Origin of the sequence: Pseudonocardia sp. NPDC046786 (assembly GCF_040645415.1) — a bacterium.
Lineage (GTDB): Bacteria > Actinomycetota > Actinomycetes > Mycobacteriales > Pseudonocardiaceae > Pseudonocardia > Pseudonocardia kongjuensis.
On record NZ_JBEYYF010000014.1, the window covers coordinates 19,488 to 37,460 of the forward strand.

Here is a 17,973-nt window from a genome sequence, read left to right on the forward strand (position 1 = left end):
CGGTCCGGCGGCGTGCGGACGGTGCGATGAGCGACCACAGCGAGATCCGGCTGGACCTCCCGACCGGCACCGGCTCCGGCTCCGGCACGGCCACGATCACCCTGCACCGCCCGGACCGGCTCAACGCATTCACCGGCACGATGGCCCGCGAGCTGGTCGCCGCGTTCGACGCCACCGACGCCGACGAGTCGGTCCGGGTGGTGATCCTGACCGGCGCCGGGCGCGGCTTCTGCGCGGGCGCCGACCTGGGCCGCGGGGAGCGCTCCTTCGACGCCGGCGACGCGGCCCGGGCCGCCGAGCGCGGCGACCTGGGCACCGTCGGCGGCGCCCCGCGGGACGCGGGCGGTGTCGTCTCGCTGCGGATCGCGGCGTCGGTGAAACCGGTGATCGTCGCCGTCAACGGCCCGGCGGTCGGCATCGGCGCGACGATGATGCTGCCCGCCGACGTCCGGATCGCGGCCGCGTCGGCGCGCTTCGGGTTCGTGTTCGCCCGCCGCGGCCTGGTGCCGGAGGCGGCGTCGAGCTGGTTCCTGCCCCGGGTGGTCGGCATCTCGCAGGCGATGGAGTGGGTCGCCACCGGCCGGGTGTTCGACGCCGCCGAGGCGCTCTCCGGCGGTCTCGTCTCGCGGGTCGTGCCGGACGACGAGCTGATCGGCACCGCGCGGGCGCTCGCCGACGAGATCGCGCACAACACCTCCGCGGTGTCCGTCGCGCTCAGCCGCAGGCTGCTGTGGTCGATGCTGGGAGCGTCGTCGCCGTGGGAGGCGCACCGGCTGGACTCCGGCGCGATCCTCGAGCTCGGCCGCGGGGCGGACGCCCGGGAGGGTGTCTCCTCGTTCCTGGAGAAACGGTCGCCGCAGTTCCCGGACCGGGTCGCCGACCGGCTCGGCGTCGTCCCGGGCTGGCCGGAGCGGCCGGACGGAATGACCTGAGCGGCGCCGCAGGCCGGGTCAGGCCGGGCCGGGTCATCCCGTGCCCGCGCACTCCCGGGCCGCGCCGACGAAGTGGCCGACCGCGGGGGAGCGGTTGCGCCGGCGCCACGCCACCTGCAGCGCGACCGAGGGCACCTCGCCGGACAGCGGCCGGAAGGCGACGCCCGGCGGCCGCAGGTTGGCGTAGTACGACGGCTGCAGCGACACCCCGATCCCGGCCGCGACCAGGCTGAGCTGGGTCTCGATGTCGGCGCCCTCGGCGACGATCCGCGGGGTGAACCCGTGGTCGCGGCAGTAGCCGGTGATGATGTCGAAGAACTCGGCGCCCAGCGGCCGCGGCCACAGCACGAACGGCTCGTCGGCGAGCGCGCCGGCGTCCACAGTGTCGTGCCGGGCCAGCGGATGGTCGCCGGGCAGTACGACCAGCAGCGGTTCGGTGACCAGCTCCTCGACGACCACCGCGTTCGTCGGCGCCGCCGAGCGGACCAGCCCGACGTCGAGCCGCTCCTCGGCGAGCATCACCATCTGGGCGGCGGTGTCGTGCTGGGACACCTCCATCCGCAGGTCCGGGAACCGGGCGCGGACCGTCCGCAGGATCCGCGGTGCGATCGAGGCGAGTGCGGTCCCGACCGAGCCGACGACGAGCAGCCCGCTGGCGCCCTCCGCGGCCTGCCGGACCCGCGCCCCGGCGCGCTCGGCCTCGAACAGCACCCGCGGTGCGGCGTCGAGCAGCACCCGCCCGGCCGGGGTCAGCTCGGTCGCCCGGCTGGTGCGGTCGAACAGGGTCGCCCCGACGGCCCGCTCCAGGGTCCGGATCTGCTGGCTCAGCGCGGGCTGGCTGACGTGCAGCCGGGTCGCGGCCCGGCTGAAGTGCAGCTCCGCGGCGACCGCCAGGAACACCCGCAGCTGACGCAGCTCGACGTCCATCGTCGAATCATAAGGTTCTCCTTATCCCTGCATCGGGACGCCCGATCGCGGATCGGCCCCACGGCGGCGCCGGCCGGGTCAGGGTGGGGGCGCACCTACCCCCGGGAGATCCACAGTGAACACCGACCATCCCTTCGTCGTCGTCGGGTGCGGCGGCATCGGCTCCGCCGCGCTGTTCTGGCTCGCCCGCGCCGCGGCGCCGTACTCCCGCGTGCTCGGGCTGGAACGGCACAACCTCGGCCACGACCACGGCGCGAGCCAGGACCACAGCCGGATCATCCGGCTCGCCCAGCACCAGGACGTCTACGCCGCGCTCGCCCCGCACGCCTACCGCACCTGGCGGCAGATCGAGAGTCTGTCCGGCCAGACCCTGGTGACCGAGACCGGCGGGCTGGTGATCGAGGACGTGCAGTCCCGCCGCGGGCTCGACACCGCCGGACGCGACATCGACGGCTACGCCGCGGTCGCCGCCCGGCACGGTGTCGACGTCGAGCTGCTCGACGCGGACGAGCTCACCGCGCGCTGGCACCAGTTCCGGCTGCACGGCACCGAGCGGGCGCTGTACCAGCGGCGGTCCGGCATCCTCGACGCCCGCCGGGCGAACGCCACGCACATCGCGCTGGCCCGCGGGTACGGCGCGCAGGTCCGGGAGAACAGCCCGGTCCGGGCGCTGCACGACGCGGGCCGGCATGTCGAGGTCGTCACCGACGACGAGATCTACCGGGCCGAGCACGTCGTCGTCGCCGCCGACGCGCGCACCAACGAGGTACTCGACGGCCTGGTCCCGGCCCTCCCGCTGACCGTCACCCAGGAGCAGGTCACCTACTACGCCACCCCGAACCTGCTCGACTTCGCACCCGGGCGGTTCCCGGTGTTCATGTGGCACGGCGCCGAGAACTACTACGGCTTCGGCGTGTACGGCGAGGTCGCCACCAAGCTCGGCCAGCACATGGGCGGCCCCGAGGTCACCGCCGACTCCCGGACCTTCGAACCGGACCCGTTGCGCCGCAAGCGGCAGGAGGAGTTCCTCGTCGAGCACGTGCCCGGCATGCTGGGGCCCGAGCTGTACACGAAGACCTGCCTCTACACGATCCCGCCGGGACCAGCATCTCGTCCTCGGTCCGGTGCCCGGCGCGCCGCGGGTCAGCGTCGCGGTCGGCGCCGGGCACGCGTTCAAGTTCGCCTCGCTGCTGGGCCGGATCCTGGCCGAGCTCGCACTCTCCGGCCGCACCGGCTACCCGGTGCGGGCGTTCGCGCCCGACCGCCCGGCGCTCACCGATCCCGCCTTCCGGAGGTCGTTCCATGTCTGACACAGCACTCTCCGGCCCAGCCCGGTCCGGCACGGCTCGGTCCGCCACCGTCACCACCGTCCCGCTCCGGCGGCCCGGCTGGTCGCTGCCGCAGGCCGCCTACACCGACCCGGACGTGTTCGACGCCGACCTGGAGCGGGTCTGGGCCGGCGGCTGGCTGTTCGCCGGGCACACCTGCGAGCTGGCCGGCCCCGGCGACTACCTCACCCGCGACGTCGGCCGGGACCGGGTGATCGTGGTCCGCGGTGACGACGGCGCCCTGCACGCCCACCACGACGTCTGCGCGCACCGCGGGTCCCGGCTCACCACCGCCGACCGCGGCCGCGTGCGCGCCTTCGTCTGCCCGTACCACCAGTGGGTCTTCCGCACCGACGGCTCGCTGCGCTCGGCCCGGCTGATGGGGGACGGCTTCGGGGTCGCCGGGTACCGGCTCGCCCCGGTCGCCGTCGCCGAGATCGAGGGGCTGGTGTTCGTCTGCCCGGCCGACGAGCCGCCGGACATCTCCGGGTTCGCCGCCGCGCTGGGCCCGCAGCTCGCACCGCACCGGCTCGCCGACGCCCGGATCGAGACCCGGCTGCGCTACCGGGTCGCCGCCAACTGGAAGACGCTGGTGGAGAACAACCGGGAGTGCTACCACTGCGCGGGCAGTCATCCCGAGTTCACGCTGTCGAACTTCGATCTCGGGGTGAACGGCGACCTCCGCACCAACCCGCGCTACGACGCCACCCGCGCACGGGCGCACGCCCGCTGGGCCCGGCGCGGGCTCCCGTCGGCGGAGGTCAGCTTCCCGGACGGCGCCTGGTACCGGGTCGCCCGGCTGCCGCTGCGCGACGGTTTCGTCACCGAGTCGCTGGACGGCCGCCCGGTGGCGCCGTTCCTCGGCCGGCTCGGCGAGGCCGACGCGGGCAGCCTGCGCGTGGTCGGGCTGCCCGACATGTGGGCGCACGCCAACAGCGACTACGCGGTGACCACCCGGCTCACCCCGGTCGACGCCGGCACGACCGACGTCGAGCTGTGCTTCCTGGTGCGCGCCGACGCCGGTGCCGTCGACGTGGACGCGCTCACCGCGGTCTGGCGCGCCACCTCCGAGCAGGACTGGGCGCTGTGCGAGCAGGCGTATGCCGGGATCGCCTCCCGCGGCTACCGGCCGGGGCCGCTGTCCCCGGTCGTCGAGTCCTCGGTCGAGGCGTTCCTGGCCTGGTACGAGTGCGCGTTCCGCTGATCACACTCCTGTCGATCACTTGCCACGGCAAGTCATCGCGGGCGTAGTGTACCGGTGGTGACCGAGGAACCGCCGCGCTGGCTCTCCGCCGAGGAGATGCAGGCGTGGCGGGCCCTGCTCGGGGTCATCATGTGGCTCCCGCCCGCGCTCGACGCGCAGCTGCGCCGGGACGCGGGGCTCGCGCACTTCGAGTACGCGCTGCTCGCCCAGCTGTCGATGAGCCCGGGGGGCCGGGCCCGGATCAGCGATCTCGCCGTGCTCGCGAACGGTGCGCTGCCCCGGGTGTCCAAGGTGCTCGACCGGTTCGAGCAGCGCGGCTGGCTCACCCGCACACCCGACCCGTCGGACGGCCGCTACACCCTCGCCGTGCTGACCGCGCAGGGCCGCGCCGTCGTCGAGCGCAGCGCGCCCGGTCACGTCGAGCACGTCCGCGGGCTGGTCTTCGACCGGCTCACTCCGGCCCAGGTCCGGCAGCTGACCCGGATCGCCGACGCGGTCGGCCGGGCCGCCCGGCCGGAGCCGAACCCCACGCACACCGCCCGAACCGCACCGGAGGAACCATGACCACGACCGGCACCGCGAACGACGGCCGCACCGTCCCCGACGGCTTCCGCGATCTGCTCGCCGCCCCGTTCGCCACCCTGGCGACCAACGGTGCGAGCGGATGCCCGCAGCTCACCGCGGTCGCGTTCCTGCACGACGAGGACGACGACCTGATCAAGATCTCGCTCAACGACACCCGGCAGAAGACCCGCAACATGCGCCGCGACCCGCACGCGACGCTGTTCGTCGTCGACCCGCAGAACCCGGGGCGGACCCTGGAGGTGCGGGCCGAGGTCGAGTTCGCCCCGGACCCGGACTTCGCCTTCTGCACCCGCGCCGGCGCGAAGTACGGGCAGGACTTCCGGGCCAACGACCGGCCCGGGGAGACCCGCTCGATCGTCATCCTGCGGCCGCGGCGGGTCGTGGGCACCGACCTGTCCGGCTGACCTCCCGGCGGCCGCTCCGGCCGGTGATCCGGAGCACCCGCCGGCCCGGTTGACCGTGCCGCCTCGGCACGGTGTGTGCTCGGAGCCGAGCGCGCCCGGCCGGGGGCGCCGTCCCGTGGGAGGTAGGAGCATGCGCGGTACCGCGCGACCGGTCGGCACACCCGTCACCGCGGAGCTGGTGCACGGTGCGCTGGAGCTGGAGCGGACCCCGGTCGGGATCCGCCCGCACCGGCTGCCGGCGGCGGCGCTGGCCCGGGGCGGCGATCCGCAGCTGGCGATGGCCGAGGCCCAACCGTCGGGCGTCCGGCTGGTCGCGGAGACCGGGGCGCGCAGCATCGAGCTGACGGTGCTCACGACCCGGTTCAGGTTCCGCGGGCTGCCCGCGCGGCCGCCCGGGGTGTTCGAGCTGGTCGTCGACGGCCGCCCGGTCGCCCGGTCGATCCCGGACACCGCCACCACGGTCACCGTCGATCCCGCCACCGGCACCCGGGAGACCAGCACCGCCGAGCCCGCGACGATCGTGTTCGACGATCTCCCCGCCGGCCGCAAGCTGGTGGAGATCTGGCTGCCGCACAACGAGACCGTCGAGATCGCCGGGCTGCGGGCCGACGCCGCGCTGGATCCCGCCCCGGGCCGGCGCCCGCGGTGGCTGCACCACGGCAGCTCGATCAGCCACGGTTCCGGCGCCGAGCACCCGCTGGGCACCTGGCCCGCGGTCGCCGCCACCGCGGCCGGTCTCGACCTGGTCAACCTGGGGTTCGGCGGCAGTGCGCTGCTGGACCCGTTCACCGCCCGCACGATCCGGGACACCCCGGCCGACCTGATCAGTATCAAGATCGGGATCAACCTGGTGAACGCCGACCTGATGCGGCTGCGCGCGTTCGGGCCTGCCGTGCACGGGTTCCTCGACACGATCCGGGACGGGCACCCGGACACCCCGCTGGTCGTGGTCTCGCCGGTGCACTGCCCGATCCACGAGGACACGCCGGGGCCGGGTGCGTTCGACCCGGCCGCGCTCGCCCGCGGCGAGCTGCGGTTCGTCGCGACCGGCGACCCGGCCGAGGTCGCCGCCGGGAAGCTCACCCTGCGCGTGGTGCGTGAACAGCTGGCCCGGATCGTCGCCGAGCGGCGCGCCGGCGACCCGGACCTGCACCATGTCGACGGGCCTTCGCTCTACGGCCCGGACGACGCCGTCGCGCACCCGCTGCCCGACGACCTGCACCCGGACGCCGCCACCCACCTGCAGATGGGCGAGCGGTTCGCCGGGCGGCTGCGTGCGGTGCGATCGCCGGTCTGACCGCTAGCGGTGCGGCCCGGGGGCGGCCAGCGCCGGGATGTCGGGATGGTCGAGCAGCGCCTCGACGACCGCGTCCACCGCCGCCCGCAGCGCGGTCCCACGGCGGCGCACGATCGCCACGTTGCGCTGCACCGGCGTGGTCAGCTCCCGGGTGACGACGGCGTGGCCCGCCGTCACCGCGAGCGCCGGCAGCAGGGCCACCGAGCGGCCCGCCTCGACGTGCTGCAGGGTCAGCAGGTAGTTGCCGAACCGGCAGGCCACCTGCGGCTCGAAGCCGGACTCCCGGCACAGCCGCCGGGTCAGCTCGTCCATGTAGGAGCCCGGCCGGTCGCAGGCCCACAGCTCGCCGGCGCAGGCGGCGAGATCGACGACCCGGCGCCGGGCCAGCGAGTGGCCGGCCGGCAGCACCAGCACGACCGGGTCCACCCCGAGCGGCACGATCTCCAGGTCCGGGCTCCACGGGAACTCGACGAAGTCGGTGGTGGTGACGACGACGTCCAGCTCGCCGGTGCGCAGCGCCGGCCCGCTCTCGTGCGGCTCGGCCTCGACCAGCTCGACGTGCAGGTGCGGATGCGACCCGGTGAGCCGGGCGGCGGCCGGGACGGCGAGCGGATGGATCGCGCTCTGGAACACGCCGAGCCGCACGGTGCCGATCGGCTCGTCGTTCAGCGCGCGCAGCTCCGCCTCGGTCTCGGCCATCCGGTCCAGGATCTCCCGGCCGCGCCGGGCCAGCGCGATCCCGGTCCGGGTCAGCCGGACCCGGCGCCCGGACCGCTCCAGCAGCGGGCTGCGGGTCTCGGCCTCCAGCACGGCGAGCTGCTGGGACACCGTCGACGGGCTCAGGTGCAGCGTCTCGGCGACCGCGCGGACGGTGCCCAGGCTGTCGAGCAGCGCGAGCATCCGCAGCCGCCAGGGGTTCAGCATCCCGGAAGTGTGCACGCCTGTGCGCCGGAACCGAACAGCAGCGTCGGAATCGTGTGATGGACGTGCACGTCGGTGGTTCCTAGCCTCGACCGCATGCCGGACGCCACCAGCCATCTCATCCGCTACGCCGGCGGTTTCACGCACGGCATCGTCGACCGCGCGAAGGGCACCTCGATCTTCACCGAGGACGGCCGCGAGCTGCTCGACTTCACCTCCGGGCAGATGAGCGCGATCCTCGGCCACTCGCACCCGGCGATCGTCGAGGTGATCCGCGACCAGGTCGGCCGGCTCGACCACCTCTACAGCGGGATGCTGTCCCGGCCGGTACTCGATCTCGCCCGGCGGCTCGCCGGGACCCTCGCCGATCCGCTGGACCGGGCGATGCTGCTGACCACCGGCGCCGAGTCGAACGAGGCGGCGCTGCGGATGGCGAAGCTGGTCACCAGGAAGCACGAGATCGTCTCGTTCGCCCGGTCCTGGCACGGCATGACCCAGGGCGCCGCGGGCGCCACCTACGTCGCGGGCCGGTCCGGCTACGGGCCGGCCGCGCCGGGCAACTTCGCGCTGCCGGTGCCGGACCGGTTCCGGCCGGCGATCGTCGACGCCGACGGGAACCTGGACTGGCGCCGCCAGCTCGATCTCGGCTTCGACCTGATCGACGCCCAGTCGTCGGGCAGCCTCGCGGCCTGCCTGGTCGAGCCGATCCTCAGCTCCGGCGGCGTGGTCGATCTGCCGCCCGGCTACCTGGCGGCGCTGCGCGACAAGTGCCGGGAGCGGGGGATGCTGCTGATCCTCGACGAGGCCCAGACCGGCCTGTGCCGGACCGGCGACTGGTACGCGCACGAGCGTGACGGTGTCGTCCCGGACATCCTGACGCTGTCCAAGACGCTCGGCGCGGGACTGCCGCTGGCCGCCGTCCTGACCAGCGCCGAGATCGAGCAGGAGGCGCACGACCGCGGCTTCCTGTTCCTGACCACGCACGTCAACGATCCGCTGCCGGCCGCGGTCGGCAACACCGTGCTCGACGTGCTGGTCCGGGACCGGCTCGACGAGCGGGCCCGCGAGCTGGGCGTGCTGCTGCAGGACGGGCTGCGCGAGCTGGCCGGGCGGCACCCGGTGATCGGTGACGTCCGCGGCCGCGGCCTGCTGGTCGGGCTGGAGCTGGTCGGGGCGGACCCGGCCGATAGCAGCAGCACCGGCGCGCGCAGTGCCGGCACACGGAGCGCCGACGCGCTCGGGGCCGCCGTCACCCGCCGCTGCGCCGAGCTGGGCCTGCACATGAACATCGTGCAGCTGCCCGGGATGGGCGGCACGTTCCGGATCGCGCCGCCGCTCACCGCCACCGAGGCGGAGATCGGGCGCGGCCTGGAGATCCTCGACGGCGCGCTCACCGACGTCACCCGCTGACCGGCCGCCGGTCCGCGGCGGACGCGACCAGCGCGACAGCGATCAGCGCCGCGGCCAGCCCGATCCCGGTGGCGAGACCGGTCCGCCACGACCCGGCCGCACCGGCGACGACGAACAGTCCGGTCCCCGCGGCCAGGCACAGGGTCGCCGAGATCCGCTGCGAGACCTGGAAGAACCCGGCGGCCAGCCCGCGCGCACCGGCCGGCGCCAGGGCCAGCGACAATCCCTGGTTGGGTGCGGTGACCAGCCCGCCCGCCGCGCCGACCAGCAGCTGGGAGCCGGCCAGCGTCCAGGGCAGCGCGGCGTCCGGCAGGGTCAGGACGGCGCCGAGGGTGCCGAGCTCCACCAGCAGCAGCGAGGCCAGCGCGACCGTCACCGACGGCCGCCCCCACCGGGTGACGACCCGCCAGCCCAGCCAGGACACCAGGCCCATCCCGATCGCGGCCGGCACCGTGCACAGCCCGGCGGCCAGCGGGCTCAACCCGAGGCCGTCCTGCAGGGCGAGGGTGATCACGACCGTGCTGCCCAGCGAGGACCCGAACCAGCACATCGCGACGAGCGTCCCGAGCACGAACCCGCGGGATCGGAGCAGCGCGGGCAGCAGCACCGGCGTCCCGCCGCGCCGGGCCACCCGGCGTTCCCACCGCACGAGCGTGACCAGCACCGCCACCCCGGCGGCCGACCAGGCGAGCGGCGGGCCGGCGCCGACCACCGGCAGCAGCACGCACAGCGTCAGCAGGGTCAGCAGCGCGACGCCGACCAGGTCGAGATCGGCCCGGCCGTCCCGGACCGGGTGGCCGCGGCCCAGCCGCAGCGCCGCGACCAGGCAGGTCGCCAGCCCGAACGGGACGTTCACCGCGACCACCAGCCGCCAGCCCGTCTCCGGCCCGGCGATGGCGAGCAGCCCGCCGCCGACCAGCGGCGCCAGCACCGAGGACAGCGCCGCGACGGTCGCGTAGGCGCCGAGCGCCCTGGTCCGCCCGGTGCCCTCGAACCGGTCCTGGATCAGGCCCAGCACCTGCGGATTGGCGGTACCGGCGCCGAGTCCCTGCAGCAGCCGGGCAGCGACCAGCATCCACGGGTCGCTCGCGCAGGCCCCCAGCAGGCTCGCCGAGCTGAACAGGGCGAGGCCACCGACCAGCAGCCGGTGCCGCCCGTGCGCGTCGCCGAGCCGTCCGGCGGGCACCAGGGCCAGCCCGAAGGTCAGCGAGTAGGCGGCCAGGATCCACTGCACCTGCGCGGTGTCGGCGCCGAGATCGGACCGCAGCGCGGGCACTGCGACGGTCAGCGCCGCCTGGTCGAGCAGGGTGGTGAACCCGGTCGCCAGGCAGACGGCGAGGACGAGTCGGTTCCTCACCCCGGCACGGCGGGCGCCCGGTCGGCGACCGCGGGCAGCAGCCCGAGGTTCTCCCGCAGGGTCGTCCCCTCGTACGCGGTGCGGTAGGCGCCGCGGTCCTGCAGCGCGGGTACCAGCCGGTCGACGACGTCGTCGAACCCGTCCGGGACCGCGTTGGGCTGCAGGTTGAGCCCGTCGAGCGCCCCGGCCCGGACGTAGCGGGTCAGCTCGTCGGCGACCGCGGACGGGGTCCCGACGAACTCGACGGCGTCGTTCAGGTGCAGCACCAGGTCCCGCATCGAGAACCCGCGGGCGGCGGCGAGCTCGCGCCAGGCGGCGGCGGTCCGCAGCGGCCGGTCGCTGGTGTTGACGACGCCGTGGGTGAGGGTCTGGGTGGCGGCCACCGGATCGGACGCGGGAAGCGGACCGTCGACGTCGTGATCGGACAGGTCGTGCCCCCACACGGCCTCGACGACCGAGCGGATCCGCCGCTCGCTCCAGGTGCGGTCGCGGAACCAGGCGGCCTTCTCCCGGGCCTCGGCGTCGGTGTCACCGAGGATGACCCGGGTGGCCGGGAAGATCCGGATGTCGTCGGCAGGCCTGCCGTGCCGGACCAGCCGGGCGCGCAGGTCGTCGGCGAAGGCCAGCGCCTCGTCGAACCGCAGGTAGCGGGAGAAGACGCCCTGCGCGTGCCGGGCGGCGAACTCGCGGCCCTGCGGCGACTCGCCGGCCTGGAACAGCACCGGGCGGCCCTGCGCGCTGGGCGGCAGCGCCGGGCGGGCCCGCCGCGCGCCGCGGACCACCGGGGTGATCGCGGCGGGCCGGGACCAGGCCGGTGCGTCGGTCGCGTCGGCCACCGCACCGGGCGGCCAGCCGCTCCACAGCGCCTCGACGGTGCCGAGATGCTCCGCGGCGTGCCGGTAGCGGTCGTCGTGGGTGACCTCGGCGCCGCGCCGGAAGTTCTCCCCGGTCCAGTCGTTGTCGGTGGTCACCACGTTCCAACCGGCCCGGCCGCCGCTGAGCAGGTCCACCGTGGACAGCCGCCGGGCCAGGTCGGCGGGATCGGTGAAGGTGGTGTTGAGCGTGGCGACCAGCCCGATCCGCTCGGTCACCGCGGCGAGATGAGCGAACAGCACGAGCTGGTCCGGCCGCCCGGTGACCGAGTGGTCGGTGACCCGGCCGAGGTGCTCGCGCAGCCGCTGGCTGTCACCGAGGAACAGGGTGGAGAACAGCCCGCGTTCGGCGGTGGCGGCGAGCCTGCGCCAGGCGGCGAAGTCGTAGTAGACGTGCGGGCCCGGCGCCTCCGACCAGACGTAGGCGGGGCCGAAGCCGAAGAAGCCGGCCAGGTGCAGGTGGGCGTGCGGACGGGCGGGTTCGGGTGCGGCCACGGTCTCCTCCGGGTCTCGGGACGGTCAGGACGCCCGGTCGCTGGGCGCGGCTTGCTGCCCCGCCGGGTCGAACCGCCCGGCGGGCCGGGGCAGTCCGAAGGCGTCGCGCAGGGTCGCGCCGGGTACCGGGCGGTGCAGCAGCGATCCCAGCGCGGGCAGCACCCGCCCCGCGAGGACGGCGCCGTCCACGTCGAGCACGGCGGGGAGCAGCCGGACCGCGTCGAACCGGGCGGCCAGCGTGCGGAGCAGCGCGACCAGGCCGTCGGCGTCGCCGACGTGCCGCAGCCGCCGGCCGGCGGGCCACCGGGCGTGCCGGTCCAGCGCGGCCAGCCGGTCCGCGGCAGGTGCGTCCGGGGTGTCGAGCACGATCTCGATCTCGGCCAGCGAGCGCGCGGCGCCCGGGTCGGCGGCGAGCAGCCCGTCGACGTCCGGCGCGGTGACGATCCCGACGTCGACCAGGTCCGGCGCGAGCGTCCCGGCGGGCGCGAACACCGGCACCTGTCCCTGCGGCGGGCGCGGCACCAGGGCCGGTCCGCGCACCGAGAACGTGCGGCCACGGAAGTCCACATGATGGACCCGGTCGGCGTCCAGGAACCGGCCGGTGGCCTCGTCGGCGATGATCGCGTCGTCCTGCCAGGAGTCCCACAGCCACCGGGCGGCCCGCACGACGTCGCCGGTCTCCCCGGCGAGCACCGCCGGCGCGCTCTCGTGCCGCACCGCGTACGCCGCGGAGCGCTCCGGCGACTCCCCGCCGACGGCGAGCCAGCCGGCCCGCCCGGCCGAGCCGTGGTCCAGGCCGGAGAGCTGGTTCGACACGTGGAACGGCTCGGCGTGCGCGGTCGGCACCACCGGTACCAGGCCGGGTGCGGAGGTGTGCGCGGACAGGAACGCCGCCGCCGTGACCGGATCGAACCGGCCGGCGACGCCCGCGCCGGGATCGGCCCCGGCCCGGTCGTCGAGGGTGACGAAGGTGTAGCCGGCGGCCTCGGCGCGGTGCCCGGTCCCGGCGAGCCGGGCCGGGGTGAGCAGCTCGTCCGGCGGGTGCGCCGCGTACCGCCAGGCCGCCGGGTGGGCGCCGTCGCCGTCGATCTCCAGACCGACGGCGAGGCCGCGTGTCGTCGCGTCCATACAGGTCTCCTTCCCCGGCCCACGGACCGGGACGTCGCTCGCTCCCCGCGTGATGTGCCGCCTACGTTGGCCGGACCTGCCGATCTCCGAGGAGGAACCGTGACCGAGCCCGACCGGGTCGGCCTGCTGGAGGGGCTGCGCAGCACCCCGTCCCGCCGCTACCTGTCCGACACCCCGATCCCCGACGACGTGCTGTGGGAGCTGCTCGACGCCGCGGTCCGCGGACCGTCGGGGGGCAACCGGCAGCAGTGGGGCTGGGTGGTGGTCACCGACGCCGGGGCCAAGGAGCGCATCGCGGTGCACTACCGGGAGGGCTGGGAGGCTGCCTACGGGGTGCGCCGCGACGAGCTGCTCGATCCGGCCCGGGACGGCGCCGCGGAGGGGCTCAGCCCGTCGTCGTTCCGGGCGACCGAGCACCTGGCCGGGCACCTGGCGCAGGCGCCGGTGCTGGTGGTCCCGGTGCTGCGCAACGCGGCGGGCTCCACCGACAAGCGGCTCGGCGCGTCGATCTACGGCGCCGTGCAGAACCTGCTGCTCGCGGCCCGCGCGTACGGCATCGGAGGGGTGCTGACCTCGTTCCACCTGACCGGGGAGGCGGAGATCGACGAGCTGCTCGGGCTGCCCGCCGACGCCACCACGATGGGGCTGGTGCCACTGGGCTATCCGGCGCGCGGGCGCTGGTCGCTGCCGCACCGCCGCCCGGTCGCGGAGGTCGTGCACTGGGGGCGCTGGGGCGAGGTCCGGCACGGATCCTCCGGGCGGTGACGGGGCCGACCCGCCGGGGACGACGGGGGACCGGTGGTCACGGGCGCCGGGGGCGGCGGGCGTGCGGGACGGCACGGAGCGGACGGCCGCGGGTGGCGGGGATCCGGGGCCGGGGGACCGGTCGGCGGGACCTCGTCGACCCGCAGGCGGGGGACCGCCCGGCGGTTCCCACTCAACCCGCCGCCCCGATCCGAAGTCAAGGCAGCTGTGTCGAGGCGGCGGTGTCGGGGCAGCCGAGTCACCGCCGCGGTGCCGGGGCCGCTGTGTCGCCGCAGCTACGTCGAGGCGGCCGGGCGGTCAGCCCCCGCGCGGCCGCCGGGCCGGCGCCGGCGCCGCGGCCGGGCCGGTCGAGGTGGACGGCAGCGCGCCGGACAGTCCGCGCACCCCGCCACCGGCCAGCAGCCCGCCCAGCACCATCGCGAACAGCTGGTCGGCCAGCTCCCGGTCGGCGTCGGCGCTGCGCGGGGTGAACCAGTGCTGCATCCAGTCGAGCATGCCGACGACCGCGCGGGTGGCGATCCGCGGGCTGGCCGGCAGCGACAGTTCCCCGGTGCGGGCGCCCTCGGCGAGCAGCGTCTCGACGGCCGCGGTGTAGCGCCGGTCCATGTCGTCGAAGAACGCGAAGGCGGGTGTGCGGGCCCGGCCGACGTGCTGCAGGTACACGAACGCCGCCGGGTAGTGGTCGGCGAACACCCGGACCTGGAGCCGGATCAGCTCGCGCAGCCGCACCGCGACGCTGCTCGTGTGATCCCGGCTGAGCAGCTCCAGCTCGTCGAGTAACGCGCGGGCCGGGCCCTCGACGACGGCCAGCAGCAGCTCCTCCTTGCTGCTGACGTAGTTGTAGACGCTCCCCTTGAGGATGCCGACGCGGGCGCCGATGCCCTCCAGCGTCGCGTGGTCGTAGCCGTGCTCGCGGAACTCCTCACCCGCCGCGGCGACGAGATCGGCCCACCGGTTCTTGCGGGGCATCGGTTCCCTCCGTTCTCCTCCACGCCCGGTGTGGCGCCGCTGCCCGGTGCACGGTCAGTGCATGGCCCAGCCGCCGTCGACGCACAGGGTGCTCCCGGTGATGTACGAGCCGGCGTCGGAGGCGAGCAGCAGCAGCGGCCCGTCCAGCTCGTCCGGCTCGCCGATCCGGCCCATCCGGATCCGGGTGAGCGCGCGGGCGTGCGCGCCCTCGTCGTGCAGCAGCGGCGCCGTCAGGTCGGTTGATACGTACCCGGGTGCGAGGGTGTTCACCCGGATCCGGTGCCGTCCGGACCACTGCTGGGCGAGATCGCGGGTCAGCCCGAGCAGGCCGGCCTTGGACGCCGAGTACGCGGCCTGCGGCACCGTGCCGGTGCTCAGCCCGAGCGCCGAGGAGATGTTGACGATGGAGCCGCCGCGCCCGGCGTCGATCATCGCCCGGCCGGCTGCCTGGCACATCCGCAGCGTGCCGAGCAGGTTGGTCTCCAGCAGCCGGGCGGCGCGCTCCGGGTCGTCGTCCTCGGCGCGGGCGGCGTAGCCGGTGCCCGCGTTGTTCACCAGCACGTCGGGCCCGCCCAGCTCGACGGCGGCCGCGACCAGCGCCCGGCAGCCCTCGACCCGGGCGATGTCGGTCCGCACGGCGACGCAGCGCCGTCCGAGACCGCGCACCGCGTCGGCGACCGCCTCCAGCTCGGCGACCCGGCGGGCGCCGAGCACGAGATCGGCTCCGGCCCGGGCCAGCAGCACCGCGAAGTGCGCCCCGAGCCCGGCCGAGGCCCCGGTGACGACGGCGGTGCGCCCGTCCAGCCGGAACCGGGCGCCCGGATCACCGGCCGGCGCGCTCATCCGGCCCCGGCCCCGCCGGCCAGCAGCGGGAAGCGCTCCATGCCGCGGGAGAGCAGCACCGGCGCCCAGTGCGGCTCGCCCGCCGGGACCGCACCCGGCAGCCGCTCCAGGATGCGCGGCACCGCGATCGCCGTCTCCAGCCGGGCCAGCGGGGCGCCCAGGCAGTAGTGCATCCCGACCCCGAAGCCGAGCTGGCGGCCCTGCCGCCGGGTGATGTCGAAGGTGTCCGGGTCGTCGAACGCCGCCGGGTCCCGGTTCGCCGCCGACGGGCTGAGGAAGACCCGCTGCCCGCGGCGCAGCACCCGGCCGCGCAGCTCGACGTCGTCGGCCATCAGCCGCACGACGGTCTTGGCCGGGCCGTCGAACCGCAGCATCTCCTCGACGGCCCCGTTCACCAGCGCCGGGTCGGCGGCCATCCGGGCCGCCTGGCCGGGATGGGCGAGCATCGCCCGCACCCCGGAGCCGATCAGGTTGGTGGTGGTCTCGTGCCCGGCGAACAGCAGCAGCACACCGGTCGCGATCACCTCGTCGTGGGTCAGCGCGTCCTGCTCGTCCCGCGCGGTGATCAGCCCGGACAGCAGGTCGTCGGCCGGCTCGCGCTCGCGGCGGGCGACCAGCTCGGTCAGGTACCCGGTGAGCTCACCCATGCCCTCGGCGCCGCTGCGGTGCCGGTCGGTGTCGGAGAGGCCGCCGAACACCAGGCCGGTGATCCGGTCCGACCACTCCTTGAAGCGTTCCTGGTCGGCTCGCGGGACCCCGAGCATCTCGGCGATCACCGACGCGGTGAGCGGGTAGGCGAGGTCACGGACCACGTCGATCCGGCCGGGCGGCGCCGCGTCGAGCAGCTCGTCGACCAGCTCGGTGATCCGCGGGGCGATCCGGCCGACCGCGCGCGGGGTGAAGCTGCGGCTGAGCAGCCTGCGCAGCCGGGTGTGGTCGGGCGGGTCCTTGAACACCATCCACTCGCCCAGTACTCCGAACGCGGCCCGCAGCGCCGGATCGGCGTCCGGGCCCTCCAGCTTCGCCCGCCGGTACGGGGTGATCCGGTCGGAGGAGAACCGGGGATCGCGCAGCGCGGTGCTGACGTCGTCGAAGCGGGTGACGAACCACGACCGGAAGCGCTCGCTCCAGTGCACCGGGTCGTGCTCGCGCATCGCGGCGAGCAGCGGGTACGGATCGGCGACCGCCTCGGGGGAGAGCAGATCGGCGTCGGCGACGTCGGTGGCGGTCGGGGTCACGGTGCCTCCAGAACGGCGACGGCGCAGGCGTTCCCGTCCAGCACGGACACCCCGCCGCCCATGGTCTCGACGAGGCCGAGGCGGGCGCCGTCGACCTGGCGGCCGTTCGCCCGGCCGCGCAGCTGCCACACGATCTCGGCGACCTGGGCCAGCCCGGTCGCGCCCAGCGGGTGCCCCCGGGAGAGCAGCCCGCCGGACGGGTTCACCGGCAGCGACCCACCGAGCGCAGTGCCGCCCTCGGCGGCCAGCCGGCCGCCCTCGCCGGGTGCGGCGATGCCCAGCGCCTCGGTGGTGACGACCTCGCCGATGGTGAACGCGTCGTGCACCTCGACGACGTCGAGATCGTGCACCGAGTCCAGGCCGGCCGCGCCGAGCGCGTCGGCTGCGGTGTCCCGGACGATGTCGTGTCCCCACACGTGCGGCGACCGGTCGTCCCAGGGGGCACCGCTGCGCAGCGCGAGCCCCCGGACGGTGACCGCCGGCTCCGGGCCGGCCGGGCCGAGCACGGCGGCGGCCGCCCCGTCCGAGGTGGGGCAGCACTGCAGCACGGTGAGCGGATCGGCGACCATCCGCGATCCGAGCACCTCGGCGACGGTGTAGCGGCCGGAGTACTGGGCGCGCGGGTTGTGCAGGGCGTGCGCGTGGTTCTTCACCGACACCGCGGCCAGCTGCTCAGCGGTGACCAGGCCCTCGTGCAGGTAGCGGCCGGCGCCCATCGCGTAGAGCGCGGGCAGGGCGAGCCCGCTGCGTTGCTCGGGATCGGTCGGCTCGGGGGTGATCGCCCCGGAGAACGCGCTGCTCATGTGCTCCAGGCCGAGCGCGAGGACCCGGCCGTACCGGCCGGTCCGCACCGCCTCGTGCGCCTCGACGAACGCGGTGGTCCCGCTGGCGCAGGCGTTCTCCACGGTGATCACCGGGATGCCGGTGATCCCGCAGGCGCGCAGCACCCGCTGGGTCACCCCCGGCGGGCCGAACACGGTGCCCGCCCAGACGGCGTCGACCGGCGGGTCGGGCCGGGTGGAGCCGGCGTCGGCGAGCGCCTCGGTGACGGCGGCGTGCGCGAGCGCGACCAGATCGTGCCCGGGCTGGCGGCCGAAGTGCGAGGTCCCGACGCCGAGCACGGCGACCCGGCCGGTCACGGCGTCACCACCGGGCACGGGTGGCCGCCGGTGCGGGCTGGGGGAGCGGTGGGGCGGGCACGGGGCCTCCGGGAACGTCGCTGGGCTGGGTCTCGCCCCAGGATGTAAACAAACACGTGGTAGTTAATCAACCACAGGTCGACTCGCCGCGGATCGCGA

Annotated in this window: 17 protein-coding genes; 8 read left to right on the forward strand and 9 right to left on the reverse strand. The window is 75.5% G+C overall.

The features are described 5' to 3' along the window. Nucleotides 1-26 precede the first annotated feature (26 nt). On the forward strand, nt 27-932 hold the full coding sequence (locus tag ABZ881_RS18300) for an enoyl-CoA hydratase-related protein (RefSeq protein ID WP_358485967.1): 906 nt from the start codon (nt 27-29) through the stop codon (nt 930-932). 33 nt (nt 933-965) lie between these two features. Here the strand turns inward: ABZ881_RS18300 and ABZ881_RS18305 are convergent, their stop codons facing one another. After that, nucleotides 966-1,859 carry a LysR substrate-binding domain-containing protein gene (locus ABZ881_RS18305; protein ID WP_358485969.1) on the reverse strand — a complete coding sequence of 298 codons (894 nt, stop codon included), beginning with the start codon at nt 1,857-1,859 and terminating at the stop codon, nt 966-968. A gap of 115 nt (nt 1,860-1,974) precedes the next feature. Between ABZ881_RS18305 and ABZ881_RS18310 the strand changes: the two genes are divergently transcribed. From ABZ881_RS18310 to ABZ881_RS18330, 5 genes are all read left to right on the forward strand, one after another. Beyond that, nucleotides 1,975-3,402: an FAD-dependent oxidoreductase gene (locus ABZ881_RS18310; protein ID WP_358485972.1), complete on the forward strand. Its 1,428-nt coding sequence runs from the start codon at nt 1,975-1,977 to the stop codon at nt 3,400-3,402. Further along, a complete protein-coding gene (locus tag ABZ881_RS18315; RefSeq protein ID WP_358485974.1) occupies nt 3,285-4,391 on the forward strand; it encodes an aromatic ring-hydroxylating dioxygenase subunit alpha in 1,107 nt (368 codons plus the stop codon). Before ABZ881_RS18310 ends, ABZ881_RS18315 begins: the two co-directional genes overlap by 118 nt. A gap of 57 nt (nt 4,392-4,448) precedes the next feature. Further along, a complete protein-coding gene (locus ABZ881_RS18320) occupies nt 4,449-4,955 on the forward strand; it encodes a MarR family transcriptional regulator (RefSeq protein WP_358485976.1) in 507 nt (168 codons plus the stop codon). Next, on the forward strand, nt 4,952-5,380 hold the full coding sequence (locus ABZ881_RS18325; RefSeq protein WP_358485978.1) for a PPOX class F420-dependent oxidoreductase: 429 nt from the start codon (nt 4,952-4,954) through the stop codon (nt 5,378-5,380). Before ABZ881_RS18320 ends, ABZ881_RS18325 begins: the two co-directional genes overlap by 4 nt. Before the next feature lie 130 nt (nt 5,381-5,510). Beyond that, on the forward strand, nt 5,511-6,677 hold the full coding sequence (locus ABZ881_RS18330; RefSeq protein ID WP_358485981.1) for a GDSL-type esterase/lipase family protein: 1,167 nt from the start codon (nt 5,511-5,513) through the stop codon (nt 6,675-6,677). Between the two features lie 3 nt (nt 6,678-6,680). On the opposite strand, the gene ABZ881_RS18335 is transcribed toward ABZ881_RS18330, so the two are convergent. Then, complete coding sequence (locus tag ABZ881_RS18335; protein WP_358485983.1) at nt 6,681-7,601, reverse strand: LysR substrate-binding domain-containing protein; 921 nt, start codon at nt 7,599-7,601, stop codon at nt 6,681-6,683. Nucleotides 7,602-7,694: 93 nt separating this feature from the next. Here ABZ881_RS18335 and ABZ881_RS18340 point away from each other — a divergent pair, with 93 nt between their 5' ends. Next, entirely contained in the window at nt 7,695-9,008 is a 1,314-nt protein-coding gene (locus tag ABZ881_RS18340; protein ID WP_358485985.1) for an aspartate aminotransferase family protein, read from the forward strand. Here the strand turns inward: ABZ881_RS18340 and ABZ881_RS18345 are convergent. From ABZ881_RS18345 to ABZ881_RS18355, 3 genes are read right to left on the reverse strand one after another with little or no spacing between them, the layout of a single operon-like run. After that, nucleotides 8,998-10,365 carry an MFS transporter gene (locus tag ABZ881_RS18345; protein WP_358485987.1) on the reverse strand — a complete coding sequence of 456 codons (1,368 nt, stop codon included), beginning with the start codon at nt 10,363-10,365 and terminating at the stop codon, nt 8,998-9,000. The genes ABZ881_RS18340 and ABZ881_RS18345 overlap by 11 nt on opposite strands. After that, complete coding sequence (locus ABZ881_RS18350; protein WP_358485990.1) at nt 10,362-11,732, reverse strand: NtaA/DmoA family FMN-dependent monooxygenase; 1,371 nt, start codon at nt 11,730-11,732, stop codon at nt 10,362-10,364. The genes ABZ881_RS18345 and ABZ881_RS18350 overlap by 4 nt, the downstream gene beginning before the upstream one ends. A 24-nt stretch (nt 11,733-11,756) precedes the next feature. Next, nucleotides 11,757-12,860: an LLM class flavin-dependent oxidoreductase gene (locus tag ABZ881_RS18355; protein WP_358485992.1), complete on the reverse strand. Its 1,104-nt coding sequence runs from the start codon at nt 12,858-12,860 to the stop codon at nt 11,757-11,759. A 99-nt stretch (nt 12,861-12,959) separates the two neighbouring features. Here ABZ881_RS18355 and ABZ881_RS18360 point away from each other — a divergent pair, with 99 nt between their 5' ends. After that, nucleotides 12,960-13,625 carry a nitroreductase family protein gene (locus ABZ881_RS18360; protein WP_358485994.1) on the forward strand — a complete coding sequence of 222 codons (666 nt, stop codon included), beginning with the start codon at nt 12,960-12,962 and terminating at the stop codon, nt 13,623-13,625. A 297-nt stretch (nt 13,626-13,922) separates the two neighbouring features. On the opposite strand, the gene ABZ881_RS18365 is transcribed toward ABZ881_RS18360, so the two are convergent. The 4 genes from ABZ881_RS18365 to ABZ881_RS18380 are packed head-to-tail and all read right to left on the reverse strand — an operon-like array spanning nt 13,923 to nt 17,814. Further along, the gene (locus ABZ881_RS18365) at nt 13,923-14,594 is read right to left on the reverse strand and encodes a TetR/AcrR family transcriptional regulator (RefSeq protein ID WP_358485996.1); all 672 of its coding nucleotides are present in this window, start codon (nt 14,592-14,594) and stop codon (nt 13,923-13,925) included. Nucleotides 14,595-14,648: 54 nt separating this feature from the next. Continuing rightward, nucleotides 14,649-15,437 carry an SDR family oxidoreductase gene (locus tag ABZ881_RS18370; RefSeq protein ID WP_358485999.1) on the reverse strand — a complete coding sequence of 263 codons (789 nt, stop codon included), beginning with the start codon at nt 15,435-15,437 and terminating at the stop codon, nt 14,649-14,651. Next, on the reverse strand, nt 15,434-16,675 hold the full coding sequence (locus ABZ881_RS18375; RefSeq protein ID WP_358486001.1) for a cytochrome P450: 1,242 nt from the start codon (nt 16,673-16,675) through the stop codon (nt 15,434-15,436). The genes ABZ881_RS18370 and ABZ881_RS18375 overlap by 4 nt, the downstream gene beginning before the upstream one ends. Beyond that, a complete protein-coding gene (locus ABZ881_RS18380) occupies nt 16,672-17,814 on the reverse strand; it encodes a thiolase family protein (protein WP_358486003.1) in 1,143 nt (380 codons plus the stop codon). Before ABZ881_RS18380 ends, ABZ881_RS18375 begins: the two co-directional genes overlap by 4 nt. Nucleotides 17,815-17,973 lie beyond the last annotated feature (159 nt).